At 72.9% G+C, this 18,113-nt stretch carries 14 protein-coding genes; 7 read left to right on the forward strand and 7 right to left on the reverse strand.

Annotation, left to right across the window (positions count from 1 at the left end):
- Positions 1 to 238: 238 nt before the first annotated feature.
- Genes BLS99_RS23640 through BLS99_RS23650 form a run of 3 tightly spaced genes read left to right on the forward strand, consistent with a single transcriptional unit; the run spans position 239 to position 3,541 of the window.
- The gene (locus tag BLS99_RS23640) at positions 239 to 1,396 is read left to right on the forward strand and encodes a cysteine desulfurase family protein (RefSeq protein WP_091054199.1); all 1,158 of its coding nucleotides are present in this window, start codon (positions 239 to 241) and stop codon (positions 1,394 to 1,396) included.
- A 32-nt stretch (positions 1,397 to 1,428) separates the two neighbouring features.
- Positions 1,429 to 2,544, forward strand: a complete 1,116-nt coding sequence (gene mnmA, locus BLS99_RS23645) for a tRNA 2-thiouridine(34) synthase MnmA (protein WP_091054200.1) — start codon at positions 1,429 to 1,431, stop codon at positions 2,542 to 2,544.
- The gene (locus tag BLS99_RS23650) at positions 2,537 to 3,541 is read left to right on the forward strand and encodes a methionine synthase (protein ID WP_091054201.1); all 1,005 of its coding nucleotides are present in this window, start codon (positions 2,537 to 2,539) and stop codon (positions 3,539 to 3,541) included. Before mnmA ends, BLS99_RS23650 begins: the two co-directional genes overlap by 8 nt.
- Before the next feature lie 3 nt (positions 3,542 to 3,544).
- Here the strand turns inward: BLS99_RS23650 and BLS99_RS23655 are convergent, their stop codons facing one another.
- Complete coding sequence (locus BLS99_RS23655) at positions 3,545 to 4,186, reverse strand: sulfotransferase family protein (protein ID WP_143034930.1); 642 nt, start codon at positions 4,184 to 4,186, stop codon at positions 3,545 to 3,547.
- 102 nt (positions 4,187 to 4,288) lie between these two features.
- On the reverse strand, positions 4,289 to 6,556 hold the full coding sequence (locus BLS99_RS23660; protein ID WP_143034931.1) for a DUF4153 domain-containing protein: 2,268 nt from the start codon (positions 6,554 to 6,556) through the stop codon (positions 4,289 to 4,291).
- Between the two features lie 174 nt (positions 6,557 to 6,730).
- Here BLS99_RS23660 and BLS99_RS23665 point away from each other — a divergent pair, with 174 nt between their 5' ends.
- On the forward strand, positions 6,731 to 7,432 hold the full coding sequence (locus BLS99_RS23665; RefSeq protein WP_245712387.1) for a VIT1/CCC1 transporter family protein: 702 nt from the start codon (positions 6,731 to 6,733) through the stop codon (positions 7,430 to 7,432).
- 7 nt (positions 7,433 to 7,439) lie between these two features.
- Here BLS99_RS23665 and BLS99_RS23670 read toward each other — a convergent pair whose 3' ends face one another.
- The 5 genes from BLS99_RS23670 to BLS99_RS23690 all read right to left on the reverse strand — a co-directional run bounded on the left by BLS99_RS23670 (position 7,440) and on the right by BLS99_RS23690 (position 12,172).
- A complete protein-coding gene (locus tag BLS99_RS23670; RefSeq protein WP_091054205.1) occupies positions 7,440 to 8,456 on the reverse strand; it encodes a magnesium and cobalt transport protein CorA in 1,017 nt (338 codons plus the stop codon).
- A gap of 69 nt (positions 8,457 to 8,525) precedes the next feature.
- On the reverse strand, positions 8,526 to 9,140 hold the full coding sequence (locus tag BLS99_RS23675; protein ID WP_091054206.1) for a TetR/AcrR family transcriptional regulator: 615 nt from the start codon (positions 9,138 to 9,140) through the stop codon (positions 8,526 to 8,528).
- 9 nt (positions 9,141 to 9,149) lie between these two features.
- Positions 9,150 to 9,887, reverse strand: a complete 738-nt coding sequence (locus tag BLS99_RS23680; protein WP_091054207.1) for an ABC transporter permease — start codon at positions 9,885 to 9,887, stop codon at positions 9,150 to 9,152.
- Complete coding sequence (locus tag BLS99_RS23685) at positions 9,887 to 10,609, reverse strand: ABC transporter ATP-binding protein (RefSeq protein ID WP_091054208.1); 723 nt, start codon at positions 10,607 to 10,609, stop codon at positions 9,887 to 9,889. Before BLS99_RS23685 ends, BLS99_RS23680 begins: the two co-directional genes overlap by 1 nt.
- A 156-nt stretch (positions 10,610 to 10,765) precedes the next feature.
- Positions 10,766 to 12,172 (reverse strand): alkaline phosphatase PhoX, encoded by a 1,407-nt coding sequence (locus tag BLS99_RS23690; RefSeq protein ID WP_218126827.1) that lies wholly within the window; start codon positions 12,170 to 12,172, stop codon positions 10,766 to 10,768.
- A 195-nt stretch (positions 12,173 to 12,367) separates the two neighbouring features.
- Here BLS99_RS23690 and ligA point away from each other — a divergent pair, with 195 nt between their 5' ends.
- The 3 genes from ligA (at position 12,368) to BLS99_RS23705 (ending at position 18,027) form a co-directional block, all read left to right on the forward strand.
- Entirely contained in the window at positions 12,368 to 14,578 is a 2,211-nt protein-coding gene (ligA, locus tag BLS99_RS23695) for an NAD-dependent DNA ligase LigA (RefSeq protein WP_091054209.1), read from the forward strand.
- Between the two features lie 338 nt (positions 14,579 to 14,916).
- Positions 14,917 to 16,947 carry a putative bifunctional diguanylate cyclase/phosphodiesterase gene (locus BLS99_RS23700; RefSeq protein WP_091054210.1) on the forward strand — a complete coding sequence of 677 codons (2,031 nt, stop codon included), beginning with the start codon at positions 14,917 to 14,919 and terminating at the stop codon, positions 16,945 to 16,947.
- A gap of 102 nt (positions 16,948 to 17,049) precedes the next feature.
- Entirely contained in the window at positions 17,050 to 18,027 is a 978-nt protein-coding gene (locus BLS99_RS23705; RefSeq protein WP_091054211.1) for a sigma-70 family RNA polymerase sigma factor, read from the forward strand.
- Positions 18,028 to 18,113 lie beyond the last annotated feature (86 nt).

Raw genomic sequence — 18,113 nt, forward strand, 5'->3', positions numbered from 1 at the left:
CGGCACACACTTTCTCTCGACTCGGCTTGCGCGGTCTCTTCGCAACCCGGTCCGGGGCGGCGATCCTGTATACCGGAAAGGTAGGAGGATTCGTCAGATTCTATCGCGGGCCCACCATCGGGTCCGAGGCCGACATCCGGGCCCTCCCGGCACGCCCTTTCCCAAGGACCGGAACACGCCCCGTCCGCGGCGTCCGCCACAGGGCGCCACCCGGAACGCGCCGTAGACTGGAGAGGCCATGGCCTATCTCGATCACGCCGCCACAACGCCGATGCTCCCCCAAGCCCTCGACGCCTACGTGCGCACCGCCCAGTCCCTCGGCAACGCCTCCTCCCTCCACGGTTCGGGGCGCACCGCCCGCCGCACCGTCGAAGAGGCCCGCGAACGCATCGCCGAAGCCCTCGCCGCCAAACCCGGGGAGGTCATCTTCACCGGCTCCGGCACCGAGGCCGACAACCTCGCCGTCAAGGGGATCCACTGGTCCCGCCGCGCCGACGGCCGCAACCGGGTGGTGTCCACCGCGATCGAGCACCACGCCGTCGCCGACGCCGTCGCCTGGCTCGGCGACCACGAGAAGGCCGACGTCACCGAGCTGCCCGTCGACGCGATCGGCCGCATCGACATGGACGCGGTGACCGCGCTCCTCGCCGAGCGCGCCGCCGAGATCACCGTCATCACCTGCATGTGGGCGAACAACGAGGTCGGCACCCTCCAGCCCGTCGCCGAGATCGCCGCGCTCGCGCAGGCCCACGGCATCCCCGTGCACACCGACGCCATCCAGGCCGTCGGCCACGTCCCGGTGGACTTCGCCGCCTCCGGCGCCGCCGCCCTCACGCTCTCGGGCCACAAGCTCGGCGGCCCCACCGGCACCGGCGCGCTGCTGCTGCGCCGCGACGTCACCGCCGTCCCGCTCCTGCACGGCGGCGGCCAGGAGCGCGAGATCCGCTCCGGGACCCTCGACGTGCCCGGGATCGCCGCGCTCGCCGAAGCGGTCGTCCACGCCGTGCGCACCCGGGAGACCGAGTCCGAGCGGCTCGCGCTCCTGCGCGACGACCTCGTGGCCCGCATCCGCGGGGCCGTGCCCGACGCCGTCTACAACGGCGACCCCGAGCACCGCCTCCCCGGCAACGCGCACCTGTCCTTCCCCGGCTGCGAGGGCGACGCGCTCCTCATGCTCCTGGACGCCGCCGGTGTCGAATGCGCCACAGGCTCCGCGTGTTCGGCCGGGATCGCCCAGCCCTCCCACGTGCTCCTCGCCATGGGCGCCGACCCCGACGACGCCCGCTCCTCCCTGCGGTTCACCCTCGGCTGGCCCACCACGAAGGCCGACGTCGACGCGCTCGTCGCCGCCATCCCCGAGGCCGTCCGCCGCGCGAAGACCGCCGGCCTCTCCTAGCCCCGGCCCTGGTTACAGTGGAAGGCGTGAAAATGCGAGTACTGGCCGCCATGAGCGGCGGGGTCGACTCGGCCGTCGCCGCGGCCCGCGCCGTCGAGGCCGGGCACGACGTCACCGGCGTGCACCTGGCGCTGTCCAAGAACCCCCAGACCTACCGGACCGGGGCCCGCGGCTGCTGCACCATCGAGGACTCCCGCGACGCGCGCCGCGCCGCCGACGTCATCGGCATCCCCTTCTACGTGTGGGACATGGCCGAGCGGTTCCACGAGGACGTCGTCGAGGACTTCTACAGCGAGTACGCGGCCGGGCGCACCCCGAACCCGTGCCTGCGCTGCAACGAGAAGATCAAGTTCGCCGCCGTCCTCGACCGCGCCATGGCCCTCGGCTTCGACGCCGTCGCCACCGGCCACTACGCCCGCAAGGGCGAGGACGGGCTCCTGCGGCGCGCCGTCGACCCCGGCAAGGACCAGTCCTACGTCCTCGCCGTGCTCACCCCCGCGCAGCTCGCCCACTCGATGTTCCCCCTCGGCGACACCCCCAAGGACCAGGTCAGGGTCGAGGCCGAGACCCGCGGCCTCGCCGTCGCGCGCAAGCCCGACAGCCACGACATCTGCTTCATCGCCGACGGCGACACCGCCGGGTTCCTCAAGAACCGCCTCGGCAGCGCGACCGGCGACATCGTCGACCGGGCCACCGGGGAGGTCCTGGGCAGCCACGACGGCTCGCACCAGTTCACCGTCGGCCAGCGCCACGGCCTCGGCCTCAAGCGCCCCGCCGCCGACGGCCGGCCCCGCTACGTCCTGTCGATCACGCCCGTCGACAACCGCGTCGAGGTCGGCCCCCGCGAAGCGCTCCGCGTCGACCGCATCCGCACCGGCGCGCCCGTGTGGCTCGCCGAGGAGCGCACCGGGACCTTCGAGGCCGAGATCCAGCTCCGCGCCCACGGCGAGGTCTACCCCGCCACGGTCACCGCCGAGGACGGCGGCCTCACCGCGCGCCTGCACCGGCCCGCGTTCGGCGTCGCCGCCGGGCAGGCCCTCGTCGTCTACGACCCCGATGCGGCGCAAGGCGACGCCGTGCTCGCGTCCGGGACCATCGACGCCTCGGCGTCCTCCGAAACGGAATCACTGGAGGCTGCGGGTGTCTGACGCGGCCGCGGCCCTCCCCTCTGGCGTCGCCACCGGCGTCGGGTCCCTCCCCGGGACCGACATCGGCGAGGCCGCCAACGTGGTCTTCGGGGAGCTCCCCGAATGGCCCCACCTGCCGGAACTGCCCGGCCGCGGCCTCGGCGCCGACATGATCGGCCGCGGCGCGGCCCTCCTCGCGGGCCTGCCCGTCCAGTGGTGGGCGTTCCGCTGGGAGATCGCCGACCTGCCCGGCGTCGACGCCCGCCGCGCCCGCGACTTCCTCGAACGCGACCTCGACGCCCTCCACGAGGTGAGCGCGACGGGCCCGGTCCGGCTCACCGCCGTCGGGCCGTTCACGCTCGCGGCGAACCTGTGGCGGCGCACCGGCGGCGCCATGCTCGCCGACCCCGGCGCGGTCGCCGACCTCGCCGCCTCCCTCGGCGAGGGGCTGCGGAACTTCATCGCCGCCGCGCAGGCACGGATGCCGAAGGCCGCCTTGTCGATCCAGCTCGACGAGCCGAGCCTGCCCGCCGCGCTGGCGGGCCGCGTCAACACCGAGTCGGGCCTGGACTTCTACCGGCGGGTGCCGGTCGAGGTGGTCCGGGACCGGCTCCGCGAGGTCGCCGACGCCGTCGGCGTCCCCCTCGTCGTCCACTGCTGCGCCCCGGACGTGCCCGTGGGGCTGCTGCGGGAGGCGGGCGCGCAGGCCGTCTCGATGGACCTGACGGCCCTGGACCTCGACGACGTGCCGCGCGTCGACGCCCTGGGGGAGTACCTCGACGGCGGCGGGCGCCTCATCGCCGGGGTCGTCCCCGCGCTCGGGCGCCCGCACCCCGGGGTCGACAAGGCCGCCGCCGACCGCGTGCAGGCCCTGTGGCACCGGCTCGGGTTCGCGCCCGAGCAGCTGCCGCGCCAGGTCAGCGTCACGACCACGTGCGGGATGGCCGGGGCGAGCCCCGACTGGGCCCGGTTCGCGATGGAGGCGAGCCGCGAGGCCGCGAAGCGGCTCCACGGCTGAGCCCTACCCGGCGCCGATGCCGCCCGGCGGCACGGCCCCGGTTCGCTCGTGCCATTCGCGGGCGGTGTTCAGGTACGGGAACGGCTCGTCCGGGACCGGCACCCCGAGCGCCGCGCACAGCGGCTCCCAGCCCGCGCCGGTCGTGAACTCGACCAGGCGCCCGGCGGGCACCACCGCGCGGACCTGCTCGTGGTACGCCCCGTACGCGGCCTCGACCGCGTCCCGGTCGTCCCGGTCCGCCCCGGGGAACGTCTTCTCCCAGATCGCGGCGATCATCGCCGTCCACTCCGCGGTCGCGGTGTCGTCGGTGTCCATGCCGGTGAAGATCGTGTCGTTGCACGAGCGCCACCAGGTGTCGAAGGCGTCGCGCCGGGAGAGGACCACGACCGCATCGGGGTACGCCTCGGCCAGTTCGGCGTAGAACGCCGACGCGGGCCAGTCCACGGCCGCCGCGTAGCCGTCCAGCAGCGCCTCCCAGTCCGTCGCCGCGCCCCGCGCTGCCGCGAGGAACCCGGCGGGATGGGTGTCGAGGTGCCCGAAGACCTCCGACATGTGGTGGCAGGGGGCGCCCAGGAGGGTCTCGAGGGCGTGCTTGAGGGTCATGGTCCCGGTGCGCGGCAGGCCCGCGCCGATCACTCGCAGCATGGCTCCGAAACTAAACGGACATGTGACGCGCATGCAAACGAGCCGCGCGAAACGTCCACACGAGAGGCCCGGCGGGTGCACCCGCCGGGCCTCTCGCGTGGATCAGGACGCCTCGTACAGCGCGTACGTCTGGTTCGCCAGGTCCGCGGCGACCGCCTCGGCGGTCGCGTCGACGGCCGACTCGTTCAGCCGCACCTGGATCAGCAGCGGACCCTCCGCGACCACGTAGCTGTAGGTCCGCGGCGAGTCCCACCACGTGGTGAAGCCGGGGGCGCTCCCGTCGAGCTCGGCGAGGTTCTCGGCGCCCGCGCCGGTCGAGGACCCGGCGCGCCACTCGTCGACCCCCGCCAGCGCGCGTTCAGGTGTCAGCAGGTCCTGCACGTCGATCAGCAGGTACGTGCTGCCCGGCCCGTAGAAGCCGCACTGGAGGTACCAGCCCTCCTCGTCGTCGGAGGGCGCGTTCGCGAACTGGGCCGCGTCGTCGTTCTCCAGTCCCCGGTCGCCGGTCGCGGAGGTCCCGAACAGCTCCGCGGTCGCGGCGAGGTCGTAGGAGTCGCACGTGGCGGCGGTGAACATCGACGGCTCCGCGGCCGCGCCCTCGTCGGTGTAGTCCGGGGCGTCGTACGCGGGGTAGTCGGTGAAGCACAGCGGATCGGACGGCTCGTCCACGTCCTCGACCAGGCCCAGCGCCCGCTGGTGGCCCCAGTTCCAGGCCATGAGGGGGCGCTCGTCGTCGGGGTCGCCGACCCGGGGGTCCCGCTCCGCGCGCAGCACGCACTCGCGGTCCTCCTCGGGCAGGTCCATGAGCGCCGGCGCGGCGTCGGCCGACAGGTCGCTCAGGTACGCCAGGTCCACGTCCAGTTCGTCGTCGTGCTCGATGTTGTAGCGGGCGATCATCGCGTCCGGGTTCGCCGCGGCCAGGCCCAGCAGCGTCAGCGCGCCCGAGGCCAGGACCGCGCGCGGCAGCCACGTCGCCCGCAGCCGCCAGCAGCCCACCAGGACCAGCGCGAACAGGACCGCGAGCCAGAACTCCACGGTGAAGATCCACACCCGCAGCCGCGTCAGGCCGAACGTCTGGGTGTACGTGTACATCCGGAACGTCGCCGAGGCCACCACCGTCATCGACATGAGCGCGAGCAGCCCGAGCAGGACCCGGACCGTCCACCGGTCGCCCCTGCTCCGCTTCGGCGCCAGCCACGCCGCGGCCGCGATGACCGCCAGCGCCAGCACCGCGACCGCGCTGAGCTGCCAGAAGCCGTGCCGCGCGTACTCGGCGAACGTCAGCCCGGCGGTCTCCATGACGTAGTCCTCGCCGCCGAAGTACACCCGCAGCTGCACGCCGATGAACAGCGCGAACAGCAGGTTCAGCGCCCCCAGCGGCAGCGCCAGCTCGAAGCGCGACACCGTGCGGTGCCCCCGCTCCTCGGCCGCGTCCCACACCGGGCGCGCCACCGCCGCGTAGATCCACGTGACGACCACCGGCAGCAGCACCGCGGCCAGGATCAGGCGCAGGACCACCTCGGCCGGGTTCAGGTCCGGCAGCAGCCGCCCCACGAGGTCGGCGAACGTCGAGTCGGCCGCCGCGAACAGGCCGCCGAAGACCAGGAGCAGGCAGACCGTGACCCCGGCCGTCCACAGCATCCGCATCGTGCCGGGACCGCGCTCGCCCTTCGACGGGCGCCCGCGCTTGGCCCACTTGACGGACTCGGCGATCCCTTCGAGCCAGCCCAGGCACACCGCGATGAGCGTGCCGCCGAGCTTCCGCTGCGGCGCCAGCGCCAGCGGCGTCAGCGCGAACGCGGCGACCGCGCACAGCGCGACCACCCATCCGGCGTCGCGCACCGCGGCCACCGACCACAGGGCCGCGACCAGGACCGCGCCGGGCAGCCGGGGGAGCAGGTCCTCGCCCGAGGCCGCCAGCGGCACCGCGACCAGCGCGATGCCGGTGAGCGCCAAGCCGATCCCGACGCCGCCGCCGGGGAACGCCGACCACGCGGCGAACAGCGCCACCGCGAACGCGGCGATCACCGCGAGCTGCGGGGCGCTGCGGTCCGGCCGGTGCCAGCGGGGGTTGGGGAGGATCACGACGGGCTGCTGCGCGGCCATCTGCCGGTAGTACTGCACCTGCTGCTGGTACTGCGCGGGGGTGAGGGGCTGCTGCGGGGGGACCGGCCGCTGGACGGGCGGGAGCTGCCGGGGCGGTGCGCCCCGCTCCGCGGGAGGGTCCGCGGCGGGGGCGTCGGCGGGCCGCTCCGCGCCCCACTGCGCTGCCTGCTCCTCGCGGTGAGCCTCGGCCGGCGCCTCACCCGGGCCCGCGGGCTCCGGTGCGTCCGCCGAGCCCGGCGCGGGGGCGGCTTCGGGTTCGCTCATGTTCGAGCCCCTTCTCATCGGAGGGGATCCGACCATATCGCGGCCGGTCCACTCAGGGAAGATCCCCAGTAGACGCCCGGAGACGGGCGTCAGGAGATAACACTCCACACAGGGGCGAATCAATGCACCCCGTGAGAAGACCCACTCGGTGCAACCTTGTGGTTCACTGAGGGCGTGGATGCACACGGCGGCGACGACATCGGCTCGATCGGCAACCGGCTCAACTGGCTCCGCGCCGGAGTGCTCGGCGCGAACGACGGCATCGTGTCGGTCGCCGGCATCGTCATCGGCGTCGCGGGCGCGACCGCCGACCGGTCCACGATCCTCATCTCCGGGGTCGCCGGCCTCGTCGCCGGGGCCTTCTCCATGGCCGGCGGCGAGTACACCTCCGTCTCCACCCAGCGCGACACCGAGTCCACCCTCGTCGAGGCCGAGCGCCGCGAACTGCGCGACGACCCCGGCGCCGCCGAGGACGAGCTGGCCGAGAGCCTGGAGCGCCGCGGCCTGTCCGCCGCCACCGCCCGCAGCGCCGCCCGGGAGCTCTCCGCGGGCGACCCGCTGCGCGCCCACGCCGCCGTCGAGTTCGGACTCGATCCCGACGACCTCACCAACCCCTGGCACGCGGCGGTCTCGTCGTTCATCGCCTTCACCTGCGGCGCACTGCTGCCGCTGCTGGCGATCACGCTCCTGCCGGACGGCGCGCGCGTCTGGGGCTGCGCGCTGGCCGTCGTCGCGGCGCTGGCGATCACCGGCTACACGTCGGCGCACCTCGGCGGGGCCGCGAAGGGCCCGGCGATGCTGCGGATCATGGCCGTGGGCGCGGCGACGATGATCGTGACCTACGCGGTCGGCTCGGCCTTCGGCATCGCGGCGTGAGCCGGGCCTAGAGCCAGTTGGAGCGCTTGAAGACCCAGTACAGGACCCCCGCCGAGGCGAGCATCATGCCGAGGGCCATCGGGTAGCCGAGGGTCCAGCTCAGCTCCGGCATGTGGGTGAAGTTCATGCCGTAGATCGTCCCGACCAGGCCCGGGGTGAACAGGATCGCCGCCCACGAGCTGATCTTCTTGACCTGGTCGCCCTGCTCGATGCTCGCGTGCGAGAGCTGGCGCATCTCCTCGTTCTGCGCCTGCGTCACGAGTGTGGAGTGGACGGTGAGCGCGTTCTCCAGCAGGGCCCGGAACGTGTCGGCCCGCTCGATGGTCCGCAGCACGTGGTCGAGCACGTCGCGCATGTCGCGCCGCAGCTCGATGTCGACCCCGTACTTGTCGTACCCGGCCTCCAGCGACCGGAAGACCCGCACCAGCGGGTGCGTGGCCCGCTGGAGCGCCATGGCCTCGCGGGCGACCTCGTAGATGCGGCGGGCGACGTTGGCGTCGCTGGAGAACAGCTCGTCCTCGATCTCGTCGATGTCGTTCTCCATGCCCGCGACGACCGGCTCGTAGCCGTCCACGACCTCGTCGAGCACCGCGTACAGGACCGCCTGGGGCCCCAGCGCCAGCAGCGCGGGGTCGGCTTCGAGGCGGCGCCGCACCTGCGAGAGGTCGGGGTTCTCGGCGTGGCGGACGCTGACGGCGAAGTTCGGGCCGATGAACAGGTGCACCTCGCCGAACTCGACCTGCTCGGTCTCGTCGAGGTACCGGGCCGGGCGCAGGACCGCGAAGAGCGTGTCGCCGTAGCGCTCCAGCTTGGGGCGCTGGTGGCCGGTCCGCGCGTCCTGGATGGCGAGGTGGTGGAGCTCGAACTCCTCGGCGACGGCCGCGAGTTCGGCCGCGGTCGGCCGGTACAGGCCGATCCACGCGAAGCCGCCGTGCTCGTGCAGGTCCTCGAAGGTCCGGTCCAGGGTCACGTGGTGCGACTCGCGGACGCCCTTGCGGTAGATGGCGCTGTCGACGATCGGCATCGGACCAGTCTAGGGGCGCGGGCCCGCGGCCCCCGACCCCGCGTGAGGGCCCCTCGCGTCAGGATCCCGTCAGGATTCCAGGTGCTCCACCGGCATCGTCAGGTACCGGTCGATGGTCGGGCCGATCGTGGCGGCGAGCTGGTCGGGGCCGAGCGAGGCCAGCGGTTCCAGCTTCAGGATGTACCGGGCCACGACGAGGCCGAAGACCTGGCTGGCGATGAACGGCGCCCGCACCGGGATGCGGTCCACCTTGTCGCCGAGGGTCGCCTCGATGGCCTTCACGATCCGGTGCTCGAAGAGCTGCTTGAGCACGAACGACATCGCGGGCTTGGAGAGGCTGGTGCGGACCACCGCGAGCAGCTTCTCGTGGTGGGGGCCCTCCCAGATGGTCACGAACGCGTGCATGAGGCGCTCGCCCGCGTCGGCGACCTCGCCGTCCCGCAGCACCGCGGCGACCTCCGGGGCGGGGTCGAACGGGATCTCGATGGCGGCCATGAACAGCTCGTCCTTGGACCCGAAGTAGTGGTGGATGAGCGAGGGGTCCACGCCGGCCTCGCCGGCGATGCGGCGCATCGAGACCGACTCGAACCCCTCGTCGGCGAACAGGCGCCGGGCGGCGCCCAGGATCTCCGACCTCGTGTCGGGGTTGCCCGTGCGCCGTCCGGTCCGCTTCGCTCTCACCACGTGACGACCTTAGTTCGTGCGCCGCCTGAGCGTCGCGGCTCCGAGCACGGTTGCGACGACGGCCGCACCGAGCACGACCGCGAGGTCCGCCCACATGTCCGCGGTGACGTCGGGGTGGAGCTGCACCTCGGTGAGCGCCTTGACCGCGTACGTGAGCGGCAGCGCGTCCGAGACGCCCTGGAGCCAGCCGGCCATCTGGTCGGCGGGCCAGATGAGGCCGCACAGGAACAGCTGCGGCACCACGAACACCGGCATGAACTGGATCGCCTGGAACTCCGTGGTCGCGAACGCGGACACGAAGAGCCCCAAGGCCATCCCCAGCATCGAGGTGACGATGCAGATGAGGAACACCGCCCATGCGGGACCGGCGGTGTCGAGGCCGAGGAAAGCGAACGCGACGGTGGCGGCCACCGCGGTCTGCGCCGCGGCGGCCGCCCCGAACGCGAGCGCGTAGCCCACGACCAGGTCGAGCTTGGCGGTCGGCGTGGTCATGAGCCGTTCGAGCGTGCCGCCGGTGCGCTCGCGCAGGAGCGTGATCGAGGTGATCATGAACATGAGCATGAAGGGGAACGCCGCCAGCAGGATCAGGCCGGTCTTGTCGAAGACCTGCGGCGCCTCGTCCATGATGGCGCTGATGAGCGCGATGATGAGCGCGGGCACGGCGAGGATGAGCCCGACCGTGCGGTGGTCGTTGAGGAGCTGGCGCAGGATGCGCCCGGCGGTGATGAAGGTGATCCGGAGCGACATCAGTTCGCCTCCAGTTCGCGGATGAGGTGCAGGAACGCCGCCTCCAGGTTCGCGGTGCCGGTGGCGGCCCGCAGGTCGGCGGGCGTGTCGTCGGCGATGAAGCGCCCCTCGCGCAGGAGCAGGAGCCGGTCGCAGCGGTCGGCCTCGTCCATGACGTGGCTGGAGACCAGGAGCGTCGCGCCGCCTTCGGCGAGGGCCCGGAACCGGTCCCACAGCTCCTCGCGGATGACGGGGTCGAGCCCGACGGTGGGCTCGTCCAGGACCAGCACCTCGGGTTCGATGACCAGCGCGCACGCGAGGGAGGTGCGGGTCTTCTGGCCGCCGGAGAGGTTCCCGGCGAGCTTGTCGGCGTGGTCGCCCATGCCGACGCTCTCGACGGCGCGCATCGCCTCGCGCCTGCCGCGCCCGTAGAGCGCGGCGAAGTAGGCGACGTTGGCCTTGACGGAGAGGTCGCGGTAGATCGAGGCGTCCTGGGTCACGTAGGCGACGCGCCCGCGCAGCGGCTTGGCGCCGGCGGGCTCGCCGAGGACGGTCACGGTGCCGCCCTTGACCTTCTGGGTGCCGACGACGGCGCGGATGAACGTGGTCTTGCCCGAGCCGGAGGGCCCGAGCAGGCCGGTGACGGTCCCGGCGGCGATCGCGGTCGAGACGCCCTTGAGGACGGGGCGCTTGCCGCGGTCGACCACCAGGTCGGTGACCGCGACGGCGGGGGTGGGCGGCATCGGTGCCTCCATGGAATTCAACGGATGATGAATTCAACGTAGCACAGGAATTCATCGCATGGTGAAATGCTATGCCGGTCCCGGGCCCCCGCCCGCACGACGCGGAGAAGCCCGGCCCCGCGAGAGCGGGGCCGGGCCCTATCGGAGGGTGAGGTCTTAGAGGACGCCCTGGTCCCAGGGCCCCCAGATCGCGAGCGTGCGGCCGGGCTCGGCCCGGTCGCCGCGCGCGCCGCCGCGCAGGTTCGCGAAGAGCACCGCACCGTCGGGGGAGAACACCGCCCCGCGCCACACCGCGGTCCCGTCGTGGCCGGCGAGGTCGAGCACGTCCCCGTCGCGCGTGACCCCGCGCAGCACCGGCGCCTCGCGCCCGGTGCCCTCGCACAGGACCAGGCCGCCCGCGGGGGACACCGCGATCCCGTCCGGGAACGGCAGCAGCGACGCGTCGGGGGACTCGAACACCAGCGTGAGGGTGCCGCCGCGCAGGCCGCGCGGGCGCAGCTCCCACAGCTGGCCCTCGCCCTCGTCGCCGCCCGACGCGGACGCGGCGTACACCGCGCCGTCTGCCGCGAAGCAGCCCTGGAGCCGGCCGAACACGGCCGCGCCCGCGGCCCAGCCCTGGGCGGCCACCGCGTACGGGTCCGCCTCGGCGCCGGCCGGGTCCGGGTCGTCGATGTCGACCCACTCCACGTACGCGCTGCGCCCGGCCCGGCGGCCGGTGCGCGCGTCGGCGTGCCACTCGCCCGCGATCTTGAGCATCTGGAGCCGCCCGCCCTCGGCCAGGCGCCCCGGCGCGTCCGGCAGGAACCGGTAGAGGCCGGCGCTGTCCTGGTCCTCGGTCAGGTACACCGCGCCCGTGCGCGGGTCCACCGCGGCGCCGCCGTGCACGAACCGGCCCATCGCCGTGAGCGGCAGGGGCTCGGACTCCTCGGCGGCGTCGGCGGCCACCTCGAACACGTACCCGTGCGGGGCCTCCCAGCCCGCGGCCGTCCCGGCCGTGGACTCCTCGCACGCGAGCCACGAGCCCCACGGGGTCGGGCCGCCCGAGCGGTTCGCGACGGTGCCCGACAGCGACCGCCGGGCCCCGTCGAGCGCGAAGACGCCGTCCTTCAAGGACACGTCGAGCGTGGTCGTGCCGCCGGAGGCGAGCGCGTCGTACCGGTGCTTGGCGTCCTCGGGGGCGGCGTCGGGGACGCCCGCCGCGCCGTGGCCGCGCACCAGGCGCCACTCGCCGCGGCGCCCGGTCGGGAAGCACGCCATGCCGCCGTGCGCGGGCGGCGTCGCCGCGCCGTCGCTCAGCGGCGAGCCCGCCACCGAGAAGACCGCGAAGTCGAAGCCCTCAGGGAGCCGCAGCGTCTGCGAGAACCCCGATGCGGGGTCGAGGCGGGTCAGCTCCCTCAGCGGCCCGTAGCCGCCGTTCCCGGGCGCGGTACGCGCCCCCCGGCCGTCCTCGGCGCGCGCGCCCCGGACCGCGAGGCCCTCGACCGCGGCGGCGGCGAAGCCTCCGCCCGCCGCGACCGCGCCGCGGCGCAGGAACCTGCGGCGGTTCGAACCTTGCAGCGTCACCAAGACCTGGGCTCCTTCTCGCGGAGGGTGCGGGGGCGGGCGGTACGGGCTGATCATCGCCAGCCAAAGGGAGTGGCAGGCGAGCAGCACGTGAACGGGAGGTGACCGGTTGCATAAGGCTTCGGCCCCGGCGAAACATCGCCCCTGGCAGGTGCAATGGGGCCGAACGCCGGTCCCGGCTGACACAATGGGGCCGTGAGCACGACTGACGCCGACGGCACCGACCGCACCGACGACCCCGACTTCGAGCGGGCGCGCGAGCGCGTCGAGGCGCTCGCCCCGGAGATCACCGCGCACCGGCGCCGCTACTACGAGGACGACGCGCCCACCGTCTCCGACAGCCAGTTCGACGAGCTCATGCACGAGCTGGTCGACCTGGAGACCCGCTACCCCGAGCTGAAGAAGAACGACTCGCCCACCGAGCAGGTCGGCACGTTCTCGCAGGCGTTCGCGCCCGTCACCCACCTGGAGAAGCTGCTCAGCCTCCAGGACGTCTTCAGCACCGACGAGGTCCGCGCCTGGGCCGACCGGATCACCGCCGAGGTCCCCGGCGAGCAGTACCTGTGCGAGGTCAAGATCGACGGCCTCGCCGTCGACCTCGTCTACGAGCGGGGCCGCCTCGCCCGCGCCGCCACCCGCGGCGACGGCACCACCGGCGAGGACGTCTCCGCGAACGTCGCCACCATCGCCGCCGTCCCCCAGCACCTCACCGGCACCGACGCGTTCCCCGTGCCCGCGCTCCTGGAGGTCCGCGGCGAGGTCTACTTCCCGACCGCCGACTTCACCCGCCTCAACGAGGCCCAGGTCGCGGCCGGCAAGGCCCCCTTCGCGAACCCCCGCAACGCCGCCGCCGGGTCGCTGCGCCAGAAGGACGCCGCCAAGACCGCCGAGCGGCCCCTGTCCTTCATCGCGCACGGCCTCGGCGCCCTCGACGGCTTCGCGCCCGACTCCCAGTCACACGCGTACGCCGCGCTCGACGCCTGGGGCCTGCCCGTGAGCCCCTACTGGCGCGTGGTCCCCACGATCGACGAGGTCTTCGCGTACATCGAGGAGTTCGGCGAGCAGCGCCACCGGCTCGTCCACGAGATCGACGGCATCGTCGTCAAGATCGACGACACCGGCGTCCAGCGCCGCCTCGGCGCCACCAGCCGCACGCCCCGCTGGGCCGTCGCCTACAAGTTCCCGCCCGAGGAGGTCAACACCCGCCTCCTCGACATCAAGGTCTCCATCGGCCGCACCGGCCGCGCCACCCCGTACGCGGTCCTCGACCCCGTCCGCGTCGCCGGCTCCGAGGTCGAGTTCGCGACCCTCCACAACGCCGACCAGGTCAAGGCCAAGGGCGTGCTCGTCGGCGACCTCGTGGTGGTCCGCAAGGCCGGCGACGTCATCCCCGAGATCGTCGCGCCCGTGGTCGCCGCCCGCACCGGCGAGGAGACCGAGTTCACCATGCCCGAGCGCTGCCCCGAGTGCGACCACGTGCTCGCCCCGGCGGCCGAGGGCGACGTGGACCTGCGCTGCCCCAACGCCCGGTCCTGCCCCGGGCAGCTCCGCGAGCGCCTGGCGTACCTCTCGGGCCGCTCCTGCTTCGACGTCGACCGCATGGGCTACATCGCCTGCGCCGCGCTCGTGCAGCCCCTGGAGCCCGCCGAACCCGTCCTCACCGACGAGGGCGGCGTCTTCGACCTGCGCATCGAGGAGCTCCTGCCGATCAAGGCCGTCGTCCGCGACCCCGACACCGGGCTGCCGAAGATCGACGAGAAGACGCAGGAGCAGAAGGTCGTCACCTACTTCGCGAACAAGGACGGCGAGCCGAAGAAGACCGCCGTCCAGATGCTCGAGAACCTGGAGGCCGCCAAGGCGCAGCCGCTGTGGCGCGTCGTCAACGCCCTCTCGATCCGCCACGTCGGCCCCGTGTCCGCCCAGGCCCTCGCCGAGCACTTCGGGGACCTCGACCGGATCGCGGACGCCGCCGAGGAGGAGATCGCGGCCGTCGACGGCGTCGGGCCCACCATCGCCGCCGCCATCAAGGACTGGTTCGCCGTCGACTGGCACCGCGGGATCGTCGAGCGCTGGCGCGCCTCGGGCGTGCGGATGCGCGACGAGGCCCCGGACCCGTCCGAGGCGCTGCCGCAGACCCTCGACGGCCTCTCGGTGGTCATCACCGGCGGCATCCCCGGATACACCCGCGAGGGGGCCGCCGCGGCGGTCAAGGCCCGCGGCGGGAAGCCCACCTCCTCGGTCTCGAAGAAGACCGGCGCGGTGGTCGCGGGGGAGAAGCCGGGGTCGAAGTACGACAAGGCGGTGGAACTCGGCGTCCCGATCGTCTCGGGTGAGGACTTCGAAGCGTTCCTCGCGTCCGGTCCGCCCGCGACCGCGACGGAAGACGACGAGAACGAACCGGAATGATCACAAGTCGGTAACGATCCGTATTCCATTCAGGGGGGAAGCTCGTTAGAACCAGGCAGAGTCGTCTCGTGGACGCCCGTGCTTCGCCGTGCGCGCGGCGCGGTCCGGCCCGCCCGAACGGGCCGCCGGGTCCGAAAACGACCCCGGGACGGCCTGCCGCCGCCGTGCGGAGAACGGTTTCTGTCACGGACATGTCGCGCCTGGTCACAAGTGTGCCGCATGTGCCCCCAGCGTTGTCTGGGAGCGAAAATCGCGATATGACAGAGAGGTCGGCCACGACCGACCCGAGGTGATTCCGGCGCGTCGCCACGGGACGGTGTGGCAGTGGGAGGAGCGATATGGCCACGACGCTCATGCGCAACACTGCGCCCAGAGAGCATCCAGGCCGGTACTACGGCTTCATGTCGGCGGTCACCGTGTTGGCGATCGTCGGCGCAGGCGTCACCGCCGTGCGAGCGAACGCGTTCGACAGCGGTGCCTTCGACGTGCCCTTCGCGTTCTGGCTCACCGCCGGGCTCGCGCTGATAGCCGAGTTCCGCCCGACCCGCTGGGGCGGGCTGTGGATGTCGCCCATCGCGTCGATCTACCTGGTCTACGTGCTCGCCACGATGATCACCTGGGGCTTCCTCCCCGCCCTGGTGGTCCAGTCGGGCGCGATCGTGCTCCTGTCCGTCCAGATCCAGTCCTCGGCCTGGCGGACGATCTTCAACGTCTCGCAGCAGGGCCTGGCCCTGTGCGTCGCCTGGACCGTGTGGAACGCCGTCACCGGCGGCAGCACGGCCTGGAACGGCACCGCGATCGAACTGCTCGCCGTCTTCGCCGCCGGCACGGCCTGGACGCTCACCAGCTCCGCCCTCGTCGCCGGACGGCAGGGCCTGCGCACCGGCACCGGATGGGGCGACCTGACCTTGCAGTGGCTCAAGAGCGAATGGGCCCTGCGCGCGACGCAGGTCGCCATCGCCCCCATCCTCGCGACCGCCGCGATGTCCTCGTGGTGGCTGGTCGCGGCCTCGGCCATCCCGATCTTCAGCGTCTACCGCATCCTCCAGACCGCGGCCGACCGCGAGCGCGAGGCCGACCACGACCCGCTCACCGGGCTGCTCAACCGCAAGGGCTTCCAGGAGGAGGTCGACGGCAAGCTCGCCGACGCGGCCGAGACCAAGACCGCCGTCGCGCTGCTCATCCTCGACCTCGACCGCTTCGCCGACGTCAACTCCGCGCTCGGCCACGAGGTCGGCGACCAGCTCCTGGTCGAGCTCGCCAAGCGCTTCACGACCGACATCCCGCCCGGGAAGAAGATCGCGCACCTCGGCGGCGACGAGTTCGCGTTCGTGTGGTCCGAGCTCGACGGCATGACCGACCCGATGGAGTGCGCCCGCGAGATCCGCGCCCGCCTCGACGCCCCGATCGTCCTGGCCGACGTGAGCCTGGAGGTCGACGGCTCGGTCGGCGTCGCGGTGTTCCCCGACGACGGCCCCGACTTCCAGACCCTGTTCCGCCACGCCGACATCGCCATGTACGAGTCGAAGCAGCGCGCCGGGACCTACACCCGCTACGGCGCCGAGTTCGACCACCACTCGCCCGAGCGGCTGCACCTCCTCGGCGACCTGCGCCGAGCCCTCGACCACCCCGACGCCCCCGGCGTCAACCTCTTCTACCAGCCGCAGGTGCGCCTGGTCGACGGCGAGGTCATCGGCGCCGAGGCCCTGCTGCGCTACAGCCACCCCGAGCGCGGCGTCGTCAACCCCGCCGAGATCATCGAGACCGCCGAGCACTCCTCGGTGATGCGGATGCTCACCGAGCGGGTGGTCGACATCGCGCTGCGCCAGCTCCGCACCTGGAAGGAGTCCGGGTACGACCTGCGGATGGCCGTGAACGTCTCCGTGCGCGACCTCCAGTCCCCGGAGTTCACCGACTTCCTCACCGAGCGCATCGACGCCTACGGGGTGAACGCCAAGCGCCTCCAGCTGGAGATCACCGAGTCGGCGCTCATGGCCGACCCGCGCCGGGTGCTCCAGAACGTGCAGCGCCTCTCCGACCTGGGCGTGGGCATCAGCCTGGACGACTTCGGCACCGGGTTCTCCTCGATGCAGCACCTGCGCCGGCTGCCGGTCACGGAGATCAAGATCGACAAGTCCTTCGTGACGACCCTGTGCGACGACCCGGACAACGCCGCGATCGTCTCGACCACGATCGACCTGGGCCGGGCCCTGGACGTCGAGGTCGTGGCCGAGGGCGTCGAGGACGAGAAGGTCCGCAAGCAGCTGGAGGGCTGGGGCTGCCACGCGGGCCAGGGCTGGCACTTCGCGAAGCCGATGAGCGCCGACGCGTTCGAGCGGTGGATGGCCGAGCAGCGCCAGGGGCACTGAGGAGGCAAGGGACACAAGGGAGGACGTCCGGACCTGCGGACACGGGCCGGAAACTTCCGAAGCGCCCTCGCGAATGTCGGTCCCGTATGCGAGGCTGACGTCATGAACATCGCCGTCAACGACGCCGTGCTCGACCAGTTCGAGCCGCACCGGCGCGAGCTGTGCGCCTACGCGTACCGGATGCTCGGGTCCTCCTTCGAGGCCGAGGACGCCGTCCAGGACGCCTTCACGCGCGCCTGGAAGTCCTACGCGTCCTTCGAGGGCCGCTCCTCGCTGCGCTCGTGGCTCTACAAGATCACCACGAACGTGTGCCTCGACATGATCAAGGGCCCGCAGCGCCGGGCCCGGCCGATGGACCTGGCCCCGGCCTCCGACGCGGGCTCGCCCCTGCCCGCGCCCGAGCCCGACTACCTGTGGGTCGAGCCGATCCCCGACTCGCTCGCGTTCGGCGCCGACCCGGCCGCCGCCGCCGAGGCCAAGGACACGCTCCGCCTCGCGTTCGTGGCCGCCGTGCAGCACCTGCCGGCCAAGCAGCGCGCGGTGATGCTCATGCGCGAGGTCCTGCGCTTCTCGGCCGCCGAGACCGCCGAGGCCCTGCAACTGAGCCCGGCGTCGGTCAACAGCGCGCTCCAGCGCGCCAAGGCCACCATGGAGAAGGTCCACTCCGCGCCGAGCGGGGAGGCCGCCGCCATCGACGACGCGGAGGTCCGCAAGCTCGTCGACGGCTACGTGAGCGCGTTCGAGTCGTACGACATGGACGCCCTGACTGCCCTGTGCACGCAGGACGTGGCGCTCTCCATGCCGCCGTTCCCGCTGTGGGTCCAGGGCCACGCCGGGGTCGCCGAGTTCATGCTCGGGACCGGTTCGGCCTGCCGCAACTCCCGCCTGGTCCCCGTGGGCGCCAACGGCCTCCCGGCCTTCGGCCACTACAAGCCCGCCGACGACGAGCCCGGCCTGTGGACCCCGTGGTCCATCACCGTCCTCGAACTCCAGGACGGCAAGATCGCCGGCCTCAACTACTTCCTCGACACCGACAAGCTCTTCCCCCTCTTCGGCCTCCCGAACGAGTACCGCGAGTAACCGCACACCCCGACGGCCGCTGGCCCGCACCGTCCGGTGCGGGCCAGCGGCCTGTCCGGGCCCTCGGAACGAGAGGAGACTTCCGT

It is taken from the genome of Glycomyces sambucus (assembly GCF_900102815.1).
GTDB lineage: Bacteria > Actinomycetota > Actinomycetes > Mycobacteriales > Micromonosporaceae > Glycomyces > Glycomyces sambucus.